This is a genomic window from Kitasatospora sp. NPDC048662 (assembly GCF_055587065.1).
The window spans coordinates 203,457-218,842 of sequence record NZ_JBVJHA010000012.1; the positions used below are offsets into that span (position 1 = coordinate 203,457).

General features: G+C 72.4%; 13 protein-coding genes. 7 read left to right on the forward strand and 6 right to left on the reverse strand.

The genetic code is table 11. The annotated features are described in order from the left end of the window. Positions 1–2 precede the first annotated feature (2 nt). The 3 genes from ACZ6R9_RS27605 to nicT all read right to left on the reverse strand — a co-directional run bounded on the left by ACZ6R9_RS27605 (position 3) and on the right by nicT (position 5,600). Positions 3–1,661, reverse strand: coding sequence for an FAD-binding dehydrogenase (locus tag ACZ6R9_RS27605; protein WP_465540958.1), 1,659 nt, complete (start codon positions 1,659–1,661; stop codon positions 3–5). 126 nt (positions 1,662–1,787) lie between these two features. Then, the gene (locus ACZ6R9_RS27610; protein WP_465540960.1) at positions 1,788–4,223 is read right to left on the reverse strand and encodes an endonuclease/exonuclease/phosphatase family protein; all 2,436 of its coding nucleotides are present in this window, start codon (positions 4,221–4,223) and stop codon (positions 1,788–1,790) included. A gap of 285 nt (positions 4,224–4,508) precedes the next feature. Then, positions 4,509–5,600: a Nickel transporter NicT gene (gene nicT, locus ACZ6R9_RS27615; RefSeq protein ID WP_380481890.1), complete on the reverse strand. Its 1,092-nt coding sequence runs from the start codon at positions 5,598–5,600 to the stop codon at positions 4,509–4,511. A 190-nt stretch (positions 5,601–5,790) separates the two neighbouring features. On the opposite strand from nicT, the gene ACZ6R9_RS27620 reads away from it, so the two are divergent. Continuing rightward, positions 5,791–5,928 (forward strand): hypothetical protein, encoded by a 138-nt coding sequence (locus tag ACZ6R9_RS27620; protein ID WP_465540962.1) that lies wholly within the window; start codon positions 5,791–5,793, stop codon positions 5,926–5,928. Positions 5,929–5,996: 68 nt separating this feature from the next. Here the strand turns inward: ACZ6R9_RS27620 and ACZ6R9_RS27625 are convergent, their stop codons facing one another. Together ACZ6R9_RS27625 and ACZ6R9_RS27630 are read right to left on the reverse strand one after the other, a co-directional pair. Further along, positions 5,997–7,850, reverse strand: a complete 1,854-nt coding sequence (locus ACZ6R9_RS27625) for a hypothetical protein (RefSeq protein WP_465540964.1) — start codon at positions 7,848–7,850, stop codon at positions 5,997–5,999. A 34-nt stretch (positions 7,851–7,884) separates the two neighbouring features. Beyond that, positions 7,885–8,139: an aldo/keto reductase gene (locus tag ACZ6R9_RS27630; protein ID WP_465540966.1), complete on the reverse strand. Its 255-nt coding sequence runs from the start codon at positions 8,137–8,139 to the stop codon at positions 7,885–7,887. A gap of 118 nt (positions 8,140–8,257) precedes the next feature. On the opposite strand from ACZ6R9_RS27630, the gene ACZ6R9_RS27635 reads away from it, so the two are divergent. After that, a complete protein-coding gene (locus tag ACZ6R9_RS27635; protein ID WP_380481896.1) occupies positions 8,258–9,388 on the forward strand; it encodes an alpha/beta hydrolase in 1,131 nt (376 codons plus the stop codon). A 336-nt stretch (positions 9,389–9,724) separates the two neighbouring features. Here the strand turns inward: ACZ6R9_RS27635 and ACZ6R9_RS27640 are convergent, their stop codons facing one another. Then, positions 9,725–10,444 carry an HNH endonuclease family protein gene (locus tag ACZ6R9_RS27640; RefSeq protein WP_465540968.1) on the reverse strand — a complete coding sequence of 240 codons (720 nt, stop codon included), beginning with the start codon at positions 10,442–10,444 and terminating at the stop codon, positions 9,725–9,727. Between the two features lie 207 nt (positions 10,445–10,651). Here ACZ6R9_RS27640 and ACZ6R9_RS27645 point away from each other — a divergent pair, with 207 nt between their 5' ends. The 5 genes from ACZ6R9_RS27645 (at position 10,652) to ACZ6R9_RS27665 (ending at position 15,202) form a co-directional block, all read left to right on the forward strand. Further along, positions 10,652–11,242 (forward strand): nucleotidyltransferase family protein, encoded by a 591-nt coding sequence (locus ACZ6R9_RS27645; protein WP_465540970.1) that lies wholly within the window; start codon positions 10,652–10,654, stop codon positions 11,240–11,242. Between the two features lie 105 nt (positions 11,243–11,347). Next, positions 11,348–12,211: a hypothetical protein gene (locus tag ACZ6R9_RS27650; protein ID WP_465540972.1), complete on the forward strand. Its 864-nt coding sequence runs from the start codon at positions 11,348–11,350 to the stop codon at positions 12,209–12,211. Positions 12,212–12,406: 195 nt separating this feature from the next. Next, entirely contained in the window at positions 12,407–13,174 is a 768-nt protein-coding gene (locus tag ACZ6R9_RS27655) for a hypothetical protein (RefSeq protein WP_465540974.1), read from the forward strand. 95 nt (positions 13,175–13,269) lie between these two features. Continuing rightward, positions 13,270–14,076 carry an iron-sulfur protein gene (locus ACZ6R9_RS27660; RefSeq protein ID WP_465540976.1) on the forward strand — a complete coding sequence of 269 codons (807 nt, stop codon included), beginning with the start codon at positions 13,270–13,272 and terminating at the stop codon, positions 14,074–14,076. A 136-nt stretch (positions 14,077–14,212) separates the two neighbouring features. Continuing rightward, entirely contained in the window at positions 14,213–15,202 is a 990-nt protein-coding gene (locus tag ACZ6R9_RS27665) for a DUF2637 domain-containing protein (RefSeq protein WP_380481908.1), read from the forward strand. Positions 15,203–15,386: the final 184 nt, after the last annotated feature.

Sequence of the window (15,386 nt, forward strand, 5' to 3'; positions counted from 1 at the left end):
AATCAGGCGGTGGCAGCGGCCGCCGCGCGGCCGGCGGTGCGGCCGGTGAAGAGGCAGCCGCCGAGGAAGGTACCTTCGAGGGAGCGGTAGCCGTGGATGCCGCCGCCGCCGAAGCCGGCCGCCTCGCCGGCCGCGTAGAGGCCGTCCAGCACCGAGCCGTCGGGGCGCAGGACGCGGGAGTCGAGGTCGGTGTGGAGGCCGCCGAGGGACTTGCGGGTGAGGATGTGCAGCCGGACGGCGATGAGTGGTCCGGCGGCGGGGTCGAGCAGGCGGTGCGGGGCGGCGGTGCGGATCAGTTTGTCGCCGAGGTAGCGGCGGGCGCCGTGGATCGCGGTGACCTGGAGGTCCTTGCCGAAGGGGTTGGCGATCTCGCGGTCGCGGGCCTCGATCTCGCGGCGCAGCGCGACGGCGTCGATCAAAGGGGCCCCGTCCTGGCGCTCGTTCATGCCCCGGACCAGTTCCTCGACCGTGGGGGCGACCACGAAGTCCGCGCCGTGTTGTTTGAAGGCCTCGACGGGGCCGGGTGCGCCGGGCAGCGCCCGGCCGAGCACGCGCCGCACCGAGCGGCCCGTCAGGTCGGGGTTCTGTTCGGAGCCGGAGAGCGCGAACTCCTTCTCGATGATCTTCTGGGTGAGCACGAACCAGGTGTGCTGGTGCCCGGTACGCATGATGTGGTCGAGGGTGCCGAGGGTGTCGAAGCCGGGGAACAGTGGGACGGGCAGGCGGGTGCCGGTGGCGTCGAGCCAGAGTGAGGACGGGCCGGGCAGGATGCGGATGCCGTGCCGAGCCCAGATCGGGTTCCAGTTCTCGATGCCTTCGGTGTAGTGCCACATCCGGTCGCCGTTGACGAGTCCGGCGCCGGCCGCGGCGGCGACGTCCAGCATCAGGCCGTCGACGTGCGCGGGGACCCCGGAGAGCATCCGGGCCGGCGGGGTGCCGAGCCGTTCGGGCCAGGCGGCGCGGACCTTGTCGTGGTTGCCGCCGATGCCGCCGGAGGCGACGATCACGGCCTGGGCGCGCAGTTCGAACTGTCCGGCGACGGACCGGGAGCTGGCTTCGCCGCGCGGTACGGCGGACGGCGCGAGGATCTCGCCGGTGACGGTGTCCAGTGAACCCCCGTTCGCGGCAAGGCCGGTGACGCGGTGCCGGAAGCGCAGCGTGACCCGTCCGGCCCGGACCGCGTCGCGGACCCGGCGGGCGAAGGGTTCGACCAGGCCGGGCCCGGTGCCCCAGGTGATGTGGAAGCGCGGGACGGAGTTGCCGGGTCCGCTGGCGAGCAGCCCGCCGCGTTCGGCCCAGCCGACCACCGGGAACAGGCGTACGCCCATCGCGTGCAGCCAGGCCCGTTTCTCACCGGCCGCGAAGTCGACGTACGCCTCGGCCCAGCGGCGCGCCCACGCGTCCTCGGGGCGGTCGAAGCCGGCGGTGCCGAGCCAGTCCTGCCAGGCGAGTTCGCGGGAGTCCTTGATCCGCATCCGGCGCTGTTCGGGCGAGTCGACCAGGAAGAGTCCGCCGAAGGACCAGTGCGCCTGCCCGCCGAGCGACCCGGCGGGTTCCTGGTCGAGCAGGATGACGCGCCGTCCGGCGTCGGCGAGTTCGGCGGTGGCGGCCAGGCCCGCCAGGCCGGCTCCGATCACGATGACGTCGGCGTCGAGGGCCATCCGAGATCCTTCCCAAAGACAGTGAGCCCCGATCCTGCGGCCAACCCGCCGCCCGGTCAACCCGCCGGTAACAAAAGGCCCCCGCCCCGCCGCGGCAGCGGCAGGACGGGGGCCGGTGACGGGCCGTCAGGGCTTGACCCGGACCACCTGCGGGTCGTGGTCGGAGGCCTGCGTGGCGAACTCGCTGTTGATGTGCACCACGTCGTAGCGGACGTGCTGCTGCTTGAACGCGGGGCTGACCAGGATGTGGTCGAGCACCTGCGAGTTGCCCTGGTAGACGTACGAGTAGCGCTCGCTCGCGGGCAGTTCGTTCACCAGGTCGCGGAGCACGCCGTCCTTGGTGAGGGTCTTCAGCGCGGGCGAGAACTGGTAGTCGTTGAAGTCGCCGAGCGAGACCACCCGGGCGCCGGGGTCGGCGGCCAGCAGCTTGGCGACGAAGGCCTGTTCGATCTCGGCCTGCTTGCCGCGCTGCACCTCGGAGCTGCGGGTGGGGGCCTGGAAGCGGCTGTCGATGCCCTGGTCGCCGCCCTTGCTGTTGAAGTGGTTGGCGATCACGAAGACCGGCTTGTTGTGGAAGCTGAACTGGCCGACCAGCGGCTTGCGGCTGCTGTTCCAGGCCTCGTTGTTCGGGTCGATGCGGCCGGGCGAGGCGGTCAGCGAGGTGCGCTTGCCGGTGCCGGTGACGTCAACGGCGGTGGTGGAGTCGCCGCCGGCGATGTCGGTGAAGGAGACCCGGTCGGGGTTGAACAGGAAGACCTGGCGGATGTTGCCGCCGGGCTGGCCGCCGTCCTTGTCGTTCACCGGGTCGATGGAGCGCCAGTCGTAGGCGGGGCCGCCGGCGGCCTTGACGGCGTCGATGAACTTCTGCACGGTGACCGAGGCGTCCACGGTGCCGTCGTCGATGGCGCCGCTGTTGTCCTGGATCTCCTCCAGGGCGACGATGTCGGGCGAGCGCAGGTTGGTGACGACGGCCTGGGCGAGCTCGGTGTACTTGGTGTCGGCGTCGCCGGGGGCGAGGTTCTCCACGTTGTAGGTGGCGATGGAGAGTTCGCTGGGCAGGGCCCGGTCGGCGACCTCGCGCTGCAGGCCGTTGTCCTGGACGGTGCCGAGGGTGTTCGCGGCGATGGTGTAGCCGCCGAACTGGTTGTAGTCGAGCGGGCCGGCGGTGGAACCGGTCAGCTTGTCACCGACGTTGGCGACCGGGAAGGGCTGCTCGGTCAGCGGCGGCAGCGACTGGATCATGATCCGGCCGTTGTTGGGCTTGTCGTAGCCGAGGTAGACCACGCCGCCGCGGCCGGTCCGCGGGTCGGTGGAGCCGGCGTCCACCCAGAGCTCGTGGTACTTGTCCGTGGCCTGCACCACCGGCACGTCGCGGACCTCGACGTTCATGCCCTCCAGCGACTCGTACAGGTCGAGGGCGTACTTCGACGGGTCCAGCGGCAGGTTGTCGATCGAGCCGCCGGCGGCGTCCGGGGCGTACCCGGCCGGGATGGCGGCGGCGTCCAGCACCACGGGGGCGGGCACGGCGTTGCCGGAGGACAGCACGGTGACCTTCGGACCGGTCAGCTCGGTGACGGACTGCGAGCCGCCGGCGCTGTTCGGGTAGTACTCGCTCACCTTGGCGGTGACCAGCACCGAGTCGCCGACCTTGACGGCCGGGCCGGCGGAGCCGGTGAAGACGAAGACGGCCTCGCTGGTGGCGGCGTTGTTGTCCGGGTTGGGGTCCTGGATCCAGAAGCCCTTGGTGCCGTAGCCGCGCACGCCGGTGACGATGCCGGGGACGTTGGTGACGGTCTTGGTGTTCAGCGGCGATATCCGGCTGGTGCCCTGGATGTCGTGGATGCGGGTGTCACCGGGGACGGGCGTGCCACCGCCGCCGCCGGGGGTGCCGCCGCCGGGGGTCTGGCCCTTGGAGTTGACCGGGGTCGGGTCGCCCGCGGTGAAGTCCTTGGCGTTGTCGTCGGTGTCGGTGAGCGCCGATGCGCGGGCGACCGAGGCGGTGTTGGACGCGCCCGCGGCCGGGCCGCTGCCCTCGCGGACCACGGCGGAGCCGAAGCCGACCAGGTCGACGATCCGCGGGTCGGCGGCGCAGTCGGCGGCGGTCTTGCAGCTCAGCGCGGTGGTGCCGTTGACCAGCGCGACGGTGCCGGAGGTGCCGGACAGCGCCAGGCTGCCGCTCGCGTCGGCGGCCGGGAGGTCCACGGTGCCGCCGGCGCCGGGCGCCTCGGCGATCAGGTAGCGGCCGCCGGCCGGGATCGAGCCGTTCAGCGGGGTGACGCCCCACTGGGTGGAGGCGCCGGGGCTGCCGGGCAGGTACTGCACGCTGTAGCCGGACAGGCCGAAGGCGGCGCCGGTCGGGTTGCCGAGCTCGATGAAGTCGTTCTTCAGCGTCGCGCCGGAGTTGCCGCCGCCGCCGTACACCTCGGCGATCACCGCTCCGGTGGACGGCGCGGCGAACGCGCCCGGCAGCGGGACGAGGACCAGGGACGCGGCGACCGCGGCCGGCGCGGTGACGCGCAGCAGCGTGCGGCGGGAGCGGCGGGCGGGGGTGGGGCTGGGCACCTTGGCGGGGCTCCTTCGTGGCAGGACCGTGGCCCGGTCGCCGTCACGGGGCGCCGGGTGGCGTCGAGGGTTCGTCAGAAGGCCGGCTGCCAGGGCCTCTCCGGCCCTGCCGGGCGGGACCCGAATGGCAACCCGGGTAGATCCAGACCAGAAGATACGCGCGTAGAAGTTGACCCGACAAGGGCCTCGGCGTGAACTTCTCGCCACCGGACCGGGACGTTCCCTCCCCTGCGCACACGAAAGGGGCACCCGGTGGGTGCCCCTTGTGCGCTGACGACGCGTCGGTCAGGACTGCTCGCGCAGACCCGCCGACCACTTCTGCTCGACCTTGCCGAACTTCCAGAACGCCATCGCCCCGGCCCAGGTGACCACGAACAGGCCGACGATCACGTAGCCGACCAGGTTGAGGTCGAGCGAGCCGATCCAGCCGATCGGGCCGCTGGTGATCTCCAGCTTCTCGGCCAGCAGGCCGACCAGCTCGATCACGCCGATCACCAGCGCCACCAGCACCGACAGGCCGGTGACGGTGAGGTTGTAGTAGATCTTGCGGACCGGCTTGGAGAACGCCCACTCGTAGGCGAAGTTCATGAACGAGCCGTCGATGGTGTCCAGCAGGCTCATGCCCGCCGCGAACAGGATCGGCAGCACCAGCAGCGCGTACCAGGGCAGCGAGAACGCGGCCGCGCCGCCGGCCAGCACCAGCAGCGAGACCTCGGTGGCGGTGTCGAAGCCGAGGCCGAACAGCAGGCCCACCGGGTACATGTGCCAGGGCTTGGTGACCGCCCGGGTGACCTTGCCGAGGATCCGGTTCAGGAAGCCGCGCTTGTCGAGCTGGCGCTCCAGCTCGGCCTCGTCGAAGTCGCCCTGCCGCATCCGCCTGAACACCTTCAGGATGCCGTTGAAGGCGCCCAGGTTGATCAGGCCGATCAGCACCAGGAAGGTGCCGGAGACGGTGACGCCGATCAGGCCGGTCGCCTTGTGCAGCGTGGAATCGTCGGACTCCACCTGCCCGGCCAGCGAGCGGATGCCGAACGCCAGCAGGGCGCACAGGCCGAAGACGATCGAGGAGTGCCCGAGCGAGAACCAGAAGCCCACCGAGAGCGGGCGCTTGCCCTGGCCCATCAGCTTGCGGGTGGTGTTGTCGATGGCGGCGATGTGGTCGGCGTCGAAGGCGTGCCGCATGCCGAGGGTGTACGCCGTCAGGCCCATGCCGGCGCCGAACACCTGGCCGCCGACGTCGTAATGCTTGGGGGCGATCACCGCCAGCAGGGTGAACCATCCGACCACGTGCAGGGCGAGGACGAACGCGGCCATTCCGGCCAGCCGGATCCACTCCTCGCGGGTGAGCCGGTCGCGCAGGCGCGTGGGCGCAGGCATGGGGGAGTCCTTCCGAGTGGGTGGCGAGCCGCATCATCCTTCCGTCGATCTGCTTGTAATTGCAAGTCATATGCAACTGAGAGCCGACGGCGCACAACGGCGCGATCCCCCGGCCCGCCCGTCCGTCCCCAACCGGACCGACCGGAACTCTTCCTGACGGTTCGTGAGCCGAAAACCTTGACCCGGGCGATTGGTCCAGTCCAATCTGGGTGACGCGCTCACCCCAAGCGCACAGTCCAAGGGCCTGGCGGGCATGTTCGCCTTCGCCCTGGAGAACGACGACAACTCCGGCACCCTGCTGAACACCCTCTTCAACAGCCTGGGCTGACGCCCCGTCCCCTCATGAACGGACGGCCCGCCGCATCTTCCCCATGGGTGCGGCGGGCCGTCACCAGGTCAGGGCTGCCGGTCGAGCAACAGCCGGGCATCCTCCCGTAGTTGGTGCTCCTCCCGGACGCTCCAGTAGTGGTCCTTCCCGACCGGTGTGCGCCGGTCCGTCATCAGCCAGCCCTCGACCAGGGCCCGGTGCTCGCGCGGCAGCGGGTGGCCGATGCGACGCAGCACCGCGAGGGCGTGGGCGCCCGGCGCGGTTCGGTTCAGCGCGGCGAGCAGGATCGGGACGGCCCGGGTGGGGTCGCCGGTGATTCGCCAGTGCGCTTCGGCGGCTTCCACCCGCTGGCGCGTATGGCCTTCCGTCAGGCAGCGTTCCACCAGTGGCAGCAGCGGCGCGCCGAGCGGTCCGAGCAGGGCGGCCTCGGCCAGGCAGTCGGGGCGCTCGGCGAGCAGGCGCAGCGCGGGCCCGGGGTCCGCGCCGAGCCGGGCGGCGGCGACGGCGGCGGCAGGGGCCAGGCACCGGTCGCCTCCGGTCGCCAACTCGCCCAGCAGGTAGTGGAGTTCGGGGTCGGCGAGACCGGAGCCGCCGAGGAAGCGGACGAGTTTCCCGTTCGGGCAGGTGCGCAGCAGCGCGGTCAGTTCGGGCAGCAGCGGGGCGGCGCTCCCGGGGGTGAGCGCGTCGAGGAGTTCGTCCGCCTCGCCACGAAGTACGCCGCCGTACGGGGATGGGGACGGCACGAGCGCCCGGCGTCGCAGGTCGAGGTCGTCGGTCCGGGCGGCGAGCGCGGCAAGTGCGGCGGCGGCGGGTTCGGGGACGGCGGTGAGCAGGCGGGTGTCGCCGGCCCGGCCGAGGGCGAGTTGGGCGGGCCGGTGGATCCGCCAGTCCGGGTCGGTGGTGTGCGGCAGCACCGCTTCGACGACCGGGCCGGGGTCGGAGCAGCCCGCGACGAGATCGGCGAGGCCCTGCAGGACTTTCATCCGCCAGTACCACTCGCGCTGGTGCGGCAGCGCGGCGGACAGCAGCGCGACCGTCTCGTCCTGGTAGCCGTACCAGCGCTCGGCCAGCCGGAGCGCGCGGCGGGCCCCGCGTCCGTCGTGGTCGCCTGCGGCGATCCAGGCGGCGGCGACGGCCCGGGTCGCCTCCGGATCCTCGTCGAGCAGCCTCCGCAACCGGTCGTCGGTGTTGCCGACGCCGGGGAACCACTCGCCCGAGACCACCCGGAACGCCGGGTCGCCGCCGTCCGCCACCAGGATCGCCAGCAACTCGGCCGGGTTGGGCGCCCCGTTGCCCTCCAACAGGCCGAGCGCGGCGGTGGCCCGGACGGCCGGCTCGGGGTCTCCCAGCGCCGCCCGCAACCGCCCGCGCGGGTCGGCGTCCAGGAAGCTCAGCACCGTCAACGCCTCGGCCCGCACCGCGGGCGCCGGGTCCTCGCGGTGACACGCCGTCAGTGCGGCCAGCGCGAGCGGCAGGCTCTCCCCCGCCGCCCGGCGCGCCACCCGTACGACCTGACGGCGCACCTCGCGGTCGGGATCGTCGCGCAACAGATGCAGCAGGCAGGGGAGTTCATCGGCCGCCAGAGTCCGCCCCGTCACCTTGTGCTCGAACTCGGTCTCCTCCTCCTCGCCCTCGTACTCCTCCTCGGCCCCGCCGGTCGTCGCGATGAACGCCAGCATGCCCTCACGCCGGTGGACGGCGTGCACGGCGGCGTGCGCCAGGTACGGGACGGCGGCGGCCCCCGCCGAGGAGACCGTCCCCTGATGCAGGGCCCGGTTGAACAGCTCGCCGAGCGCACGATCGACAGCCTCCCGGTCCTCGGCGTACAACGCGCGGACCCAGCCGGGGACGTCGGTGCCGCTCCCGTACGAGTGCTCCAGGGATGCCCAGTCGGTCAGGTGCAGTTCTTCGGGTGATCTCACAAGTGCCGGACCCTAGCCAAGAACTCCGACAGCATCAGGCCGGCCGGGCCTCCTCGTGCACCTCGCCGCCCGGGGTCCCGGTCCGACGATCCGAAGAGACGGCCAGCCGGTCCATGCGCAACCGAGGGGCCACGGCGTGCCAGCAGTCGGGGCCCTGCCGGGTCAGCCCGCCTTTGGTGGAGATCACCCGGTCGGGCGGGTAGGGGTGGAGCGCTTCGGCGACGAGTTCCTCGGTGTTGTACGGGCCGTACGCGTCGGCGGTGTCGATGAGCCGTACCCCGAGGTCCACGGCCCTGCGCAGGACGCGGCCCTGAAGAATTGGTATGCCCTTGAAGGGGCCTTGGGAAACCGGGAAGGTGCTGGGAGGCGGCTGTGAGCCTGATGAAGCCGTACCTTACGATCATCGGGTGCCGAGCCTGACCGGAGTCCCGATCCAGATCATCGCCAGCCTGTTGGCGATCGCCGCCTTCGCCGCCACCATGTGGCTCTGGCCCCGGCTGGGCGGCCGGAGCTGGCGGGCGTGGCTCGGGCGGCTGGGGGCGTTCTTCGGGACGCAGATCGCGGTGCTGGCCGCGATGGGGCTGGTCGCCAACTCGTACTTCGGCTTCTACTCGACCTGGAGCGACCTGCTCGGCCTGGACGGCAGCCCGGGCACGGTGGTGAACCACGAGCCGGGCGGCAAGGCCGTCTCGGTGACCGGCGAGCAGAAGATGTACTCCTCGCAGGGCTCCGCACAGGACCGCTCGGGCGTGATCCAGAAGGTGGAGATCCGCGGCGAGCACTCCGGGCTGACCGGCACCCCGGCGTACGTGTACCTGCCGCCGCAGTACTTCCAGCAGGCGTACGCGGGGACGAAGTTCCCGATGCTGCTCGCCCTGTCCGGCTACCCGGGAACAGCGGAGAAGCTGATCTCGCTGCTCCAGTACCCGGCGTCCACGCTGAAGGCGATCGAGGCCAAGGAGATGCCGCCGACGGTGCTGGTGATGATGCGGCCCACCCTGGTCGCCAACCGCGACACCGAGTGCATGGACGTTCCGAACGGCCCGCAGGCGGAGACCTTCTTCACCGAGGACCTGCCGAAGGCGATGTCCGCCGCCTACCGGATCGACGACCGGCCCGAGGCGCGCGCGGTGATCGGCGACTCCACCGGCGGCTACTGCGCCGTCAAGTTCGCGATGCGCAAGCCGGATTCGTACCGGGCGGCGATCGCGCTGTCCGGCTACTACGAGGTCCACAACGACCCCACCACCGGCGACCTGTTCGGCGGCAGCGCCGAGGTCAAGCAGGACAACGACCTGCTGTGGCGGCTCCAGAACAAGCCCGCCCCGCCGGTCTCGCTGCTGCTGGCCACCAGCCGCAACGAGGAGAACTACCCGGCGACGCAGCAGATGATCGGCGCGTTCAAGGCGCCGACCCAGCTGTCCACCATCACCCTGGACACCGGCGGCCACAACTTCCACACCTGGACCCGGGAGATCCCCCCGGCCCTCACCTGGCTCGGCAGCCGACTCCCCCAGCCTGCGCCCGCCGCGAGCTGACGGACCGTGGGCCGGCCCGGAGATCACAGCCCCCTCATAGTCGGGTCTCATCGGGTTCTCAGGCACGCCGCCCAACGCGTCCCGCATGACCACGTCCAGTTCCGTTCCTCCGACCGGCGAGCCGTGGCCCGACGCCGCGAACCACCCGCCGCCGGTCCCGGCCGGGACCACCGCCCCGTCCGGCCCGACCGACCGGCCGGCGCCGCCGCCCGCCGGGGCCGAGGGCGAGGGCGAGGGCGAGCGGCCCGCTGAGGCGCTGTTCCCGCCCGTCGCGCTGCCGCCGGTCGGCCCGAGGGGCGGCCTCGGGTCATGCCGCACGCACCCGCCGACGTCCCGTCAGCCGCCGCACAGCGACAGCATGGTCTTCTTGTCGGCGGGCGTCACCGGCAGCTGGTACTTCAGCGAGACCTGCGCCCAGCGGATCGCGTACGAGCAGTGCACCTCGGTGTTGGCGGGCAGCCAACTGGCCGGTCCGGAGTCGCCCTTGGAGGCGTTCTGCGAGCCGTCCGCCGGGATCAGGTTCAGCGGGTCGTTGGCGATCTGCACCCGCTTGCCCTTCTCCCACTGCGAGGCGCCCTGCTGCCAGTCGTAGGACAGCGGCATCACGTGGTCGATCTGTATCTTCGACGCCTGCTGCTTGCTCCAGTCCACCGTCTTGCCGGTGTACGGGTCCCAGATCGTCATTCCGGTGACGACGCACGCGGAGCCGTCCTTGTGCTCCACCTTCTGCCCGTCCCGGGCCAGCATGTCGTCGCGGGTGCTGCAACTGTTGTGGCCCATCGGCACGCCGTCCACGTTGTCCGTCCAGGCGGGGCCGAACTGGTCGCGGTCGTAGCCGGTCTTCGGGCCCGCGTCGGCGGTCTTCACCTTCGCGATCAGGTCTCGTCCGGCCTTGCGGTCCTCGTCGCTGGTGACGGCCGCCAGGCCGGGCTTGGTGCCGTCCGGGTTCTGCAGCGGGTTGGTGCCCTTGGAGGCCGACTGGGGCTTTGAAGTGCCGTTTGTCGACGTCTTGTTGGCACTGGTGCACCCGCCGAGAGCGAGCGATCCGAGCAACAAGGCGGCGACTATGGCGGTACGGCGGGATCGCACGGCGTTCCTCTGCTGGTGGGCGACTCTGACGGCCCACCAGAAGACCAGCCGGTCAAGCAGGGGTCAAGGCGACCACGCCGCAGCATGACACACCTCACAATCCGGGCAAAACCTGTCCGGTACGAAGGGTTCGCCGAGGCCATGGGGCATGAGGCATGGGCGCAGACTGGCGGTATGACGGAATTGCGGGTGCCGGCCCTGGTGCTGGCGGCGGGCGGCGGGTCCCGGCTGGGCGGGCGTCCGAAGGCGCTGCTGCGGTACCGGGGGCGTCCACTGCTGGAGCACGCGCTGGCGGTGGCGCGGGACGGCGGGTGCGACGGGGCGGTGGCGGTGCTGGGCGCGTCGGCGGCGGAGGTCCGGGAGCGTGCCGAAACGGGCGACTGCGTGCTGGTCGACAACCCGGACTGGCGCACGGGGTTGTCCTCCTCCCTGCGCGCGGGCCTGGCCGCACTTCCGGTCGGGGCGAGCGCGGTGCTGGTGCTGCTGGTGGACACGCCGGGTGTCACGGCGGAGGCGGTGCGCAGGCTGCTGGCCACGCACGCCGGGCGCACTGATCTGGCGGCGTGCGCCTATGCCGCGCGCCGGGCGCACCCGGTCCTGATCGGCGCCGCGCACTTCCCCGAGCTGCTGGCCACCGCGACCGGCGACGCGGGCGCCCGCGCCCTGCTGGCCAACCACCCGGTCACCCTGGTGGACTGCACCGGCGTGGCCGTCCCCGACGACCTGGACACCCCGGCGGATCTGGCCCGCTGGCACATCGACTGACGGACGGTCAGTGATGCCCCGCGCCTTTCCCCCGTCTCAACTGCGGTGCAGGAATCCCTCATTCCGCGCCGGGCCGGGGCCCGATCGGCGAGGATGGAGAGCGTCTTGCCAGCCCGACCGGAACGGACGGTGATCGTCATGCCGCTGCCCGAGGACGCCGCAGACCCGGCCCGGTTCTCCCCCGGTTCACCGTCGGGGGCCAGCCAACTGCGCTGCCCGGCCTGCCGACGCGAGCACCGCTACGAGCCGCCGAGCCTGCCCTGCCCGTGCGGCGCGCAGCTGCGGGTACCGCTGCTGCGCGGCGGGGTGCCGGTGCAGGTGCGGTTCCGCTCCTGGGAGGACTCCTGGGTGAGCATGCGCTGCCCGCACTGCGGGCGCAGCGACCAGTGGCCGCAGCCGGAGTTCACCTGCGAGTGCGGGGCAACGGTGCGGATGCCGGTGGACCGGGCGCCGAAGCTGCAGAGCGCGGGCCCGCGGACGACCCGTCCGGTCGAGGCGGCCCGCCCGTACACCACGGCGGTGCCGCCGCTCACCCCGCCGGACCCGCTCACGGCCGGTTCGGGCCCGGCCCGGGCGCTGCGTCCGCCGTTCCGCCCGCAGCCGGTGCGCACCCCGCGGGACGCGGTGCTGACGGCGGCCCGCTACTTGCAGTGGCTGGGCTTCGAGGACCTCGAACTGACGCCGGGCCAGGAGCGCGATTCGACCGGCCTGCTGGGCGAGCGGATGGTGGCCCGGGTGGACACCTGGACGGAGCCGGCCGACGTCAAGGCGGTGGAGTGCCTGTGGCTGGAGACGCTGCACAGTGAGCAGGTCGCGGCGGCGATGTTCACCGTCTCCGGCTACTCCCGGCAGGCCACGGTGCGCGGCGAACAGCTGCTGGTGGCCCTCTTCACGCTGGACGCGGCGGGTATCCCGCAGCCTTCGAACGGCGCGGCCGAGGCGCTGATGGAGACCGGCTGGACGTCCTGACGCGCCGTCACTCCACCGTCACCCGGAAGCACGGGTTCCGGATTTCCTCGCGCTCGTGATCTGGTGCACAAGCTCCCGCGCGTGTTGAATTGCCGCCACGACGCGGGCCCTTGGGGATTGGGGAGGGTCCGCCGGTCGCTGCATGGCGCGCACAAGGAGGTGGCGTTGTCGGTGCACGGGACTGCCCCGGGGGGCATGGCGGACGTCGTCTGGCGGCTGCGGTCGCGGGGCTGCTGGCAGGAGGCCGCGGACCTGCTCCGCCCGCAGGCCGGCCGGGACCCGACGGCGGCGCTGCAGCGAGCCGAACTGCTGATCGAGCAGTGCCTGTTCACCGCGGACCACTGGGAGCGCGCGGAGGACGCCCTGCGCCTGGCGGAAGCCTCGGTCGCCGGCAGTGAGCACCGCGCCGCGGCCTCCTGCGCCCGTGGCTATCTGGCGTACGTGGCAAGCGTGTTGAGCCGCCGGGACCGGCTGGACGAGGCGCAGGCCGCACTGGGCCGCACCTCGGCGCTGCTGCCGCCGAAGGCACCGGGCCGGCCGCTGCTGGACTTCCGCCGCGGGCTGGTCGCGGAGAACCTGCTGCACGACCCGGCGGCGGCGCACAGTGCGTACACCCGGGCGCACGAGGGCGCCCAGGAGCGCGGGGACGACCTGCTGCGCTCCTCGACCTGGTGCCACCTGGCGGGTCTGGCGGCGGCGGCAGGCGATCCGGAGCGGGCCCGGGAGGGCTTCGGGGCGGCGCTCGAGCTGCGCGAGCGGCTCGGGTACACGGTGGGAGTGGCGCCGGCGCTGGCCTCCCTGGCGGAGGTGTCGGAACCGGCCGAGGCGGAACGACTGCGCGCCGAGGCGTCCCGACTGGTCCAGGCACTGGGCGGAGTGCCGGTGTGGCTGGCGCGCCGGCCGAGCCGGGACCCGGCACCGGACGGCAGCACTGTGCACGAGCCGAAGCACGGCATCAGCTAAGGTGAGCCTTACCTGTCCGGGGCGAGCAGTGGCCCGGACAGGCCCACCGCGCCGTGCCCGGGCCCCGCTCCCGGGGTGCCACCCAGGGAGCCCGCGTGACCGTACGCCAGGTCGAGCAGTTCCCCTCCCCAACCGTCGCCGACTCCCCGCCCTGCCAAGGGAGTTGGCGACGCCTGACCGAGGTCTTCGCAGACCTGCGGATCCACCCCGCCGCCCCGCGCACCGGCGCCGGCTGGACCACCGCCGCGGCCCTCGCCACCGACCCGGCCGCCCTCGACGCGACGATCGCCTTCGACGAACGCCTCGGTCTCGACCTGTACGGCGCCCTCACCCGCCCGGACGTCACCGCCGGCTTCAGCCTGCACCGCTACGCCTGGCCGGCCGCCCTCGCCTTCACCCTGCCGTGGTTCCTGGAACGCCGGGTCCCGCTGCTCCCGGTCGAACGGCTCTCGATCAACCGCGCCACCGGCGAGCTGACCGCCCGCCCGACCGCCTTCCGCTGCCTGCCGGACGACCCGGCCGCCGAGCACCCCGACGCCCTGGTCGTCCCGGACCGCCCGGCACTCGACGCCGCACTGCGCACCGCGCTCGCCGATCACCTCGCGCCGGTGCTCAACGCCTTCCGCCCCCGCGTGCGACGCGGCCCGCGCACCCTCTGGGCGCTCGTCACCGATGACGTGGTGGACGGCCTCTGGTACCTCTCCACCCTGCTCGACGAGGAGCCCCGGGCAGTCGCCGAACTGACCGCCCTGCTGACCGGCGACGCCACCTCGGCCCCCTTCGTGGGCACCCCGGGCTTCCGGGAGCAGGGCGGACACCGGACCAGGACCAGGGTCAGCTGCTGCCTGTTCTACACGGTCCGACCGGCCGAGCCCTGCTTCAGCTGCCCCCGCAGCAAATAGCCTCGAAAATATTTTGATCCGATTCCGAAATTCCCCCCTATTGGTGTATTGCTCGCGATCCGGTCAGGATTCCCGCATTTCTCCGCCATGATGGTTCCCCCCAATCACGATGCGGAAAGCGAGGCTGGATCAGGTCATGAGACTGTCGGACATACCGCTGGGCTGGGTCGTCGCCGGCGCGGCCGCCCTCGTGGGTGCCGTCGCCCTGCTGGCCTTCGCCCGCAGCCGCTCGGCCGCAGCCACCAACACCGGCAATTCGGACTCCTGGGAACGCGCCGAGGAACGCCGCCGCCGCACCGAATCCCTCTACGGGGGCGCCTCGTACTTACTGCTTTTCTGCTGCGCCGCGGTCGCCGCCGCGCTCTCCTTCCACGGGCTGGTCGGCTTCGGCGTCCAGAACCTCGGCCTCTCCGGCGGCTGGGAGTACCTCGTCCCGTTCGGCCTGGACGGGGCCGCCATGTTCTGCTCCGTCCTCGCCGTCCGGGAGGCCAGCCACGGCGACGCGGCACTCGGCTCCCGTCTGCTGGTGTGGCTGTTCGCCGCGGCCTCCGCCTGGTTCAACTGGGTGCACGCCCCACGCGGCTTCGGCCACGACGGAGCGCCGCAGTTCTTCGCCGGCATGTCGCTCTCGGCCGCGGTGCTGTTCGACCGCGCCCTCAAGCAGACCCGGGTCGCCGCCCTGCGCGAGCAGGGGCTCGTCCCCCGGCCGCTCCCACAGATCCGCGTGGTCCGCTGGCTGCGCGCCCCGCGCGAAACCTACGCCGCGTGGTCGCTGATGCTGCTCGAAGGCGTCCGCACCCTGGACGAGGCCGTCGAGGAGGTCCGCGACGACAAGCGCACCGCGGCGGAGAACCGGGAGCGCCGCAGGATGGCCTCCCGCCGGGAGCGCGCCGAGATCCGCGCCATCGGCCGCCAGCCCGGCAGCAGCTGGCGCACCCGCCACACCCGCCAACTCGAACCCGCCCCCACCCCCGCCACCCCCACCCCGACGGAGCCCGCCATAGCCCCCGCCGGCCTCCCCGCCACCCCCGCCCACCGCAGCATCGACCTCACCCCGGACGAGGACACCACGAGACTTGCTTCGCTCGAACAGAAGCTCAAGGACCTGGAGCAGCAGTTCGGCTGAGGGGAACGAAGGGAGCCCCGACGACAGGGTTCCGCCGCTTCCGGTCCCCGCCCTGACCTGAGCCCGTCCCCTTGAACACCCAGCTCGAACTTAGACCGACCGGCAAATGGATCACTTGAGGCGTCGGGTGGTGGGGCGGCCGTCCCATCGATAGCGGCTCGTGGCTCGGCGGATGAGCATGCGG

Excerpts from the sequence above, each read along its gene's own strand:
- nicT (WP_380481890.1), bottom strand. The coding sequence starts at position 5,600 with ATGCCTGCGCCCACGCGCCTGCGCGACCGGCTCACCCGCGAGGAGTGG.
- ACZ6R9_RS27605 (WP_465540958.1), bottom strand. The coding sequence starts at position 1,661 with ATGGCCCTCGACGCCGACGTCATCGTGATCGGAGCCGGCCTGGCGGGC.
- ACZ6R9_RS27655 (WP_465540974.1), top strand. The coding sequence starts at position 12,407 with ATGGCGGACGTCGTCTGGCGGCTGCGGTCGCGGGGCTGCTGGCAGGAG.
- ACZ6R9_RS27665 (WP_380481908.1), top strand. The coding sequence starts at position 14,213 with ATGAGACTGTCGGACATACCGCTGGGCTGGGTCGTCGCCGGCGCGGCC.
- ACZ6R9_RS27645 (WP_465540970.1), top strand. The coding sequence starts at position 10,652 with ATGACGGAATTGCGGGTGCCGGCCCTGGTGCTGGCGGCGGGCGGCGGG.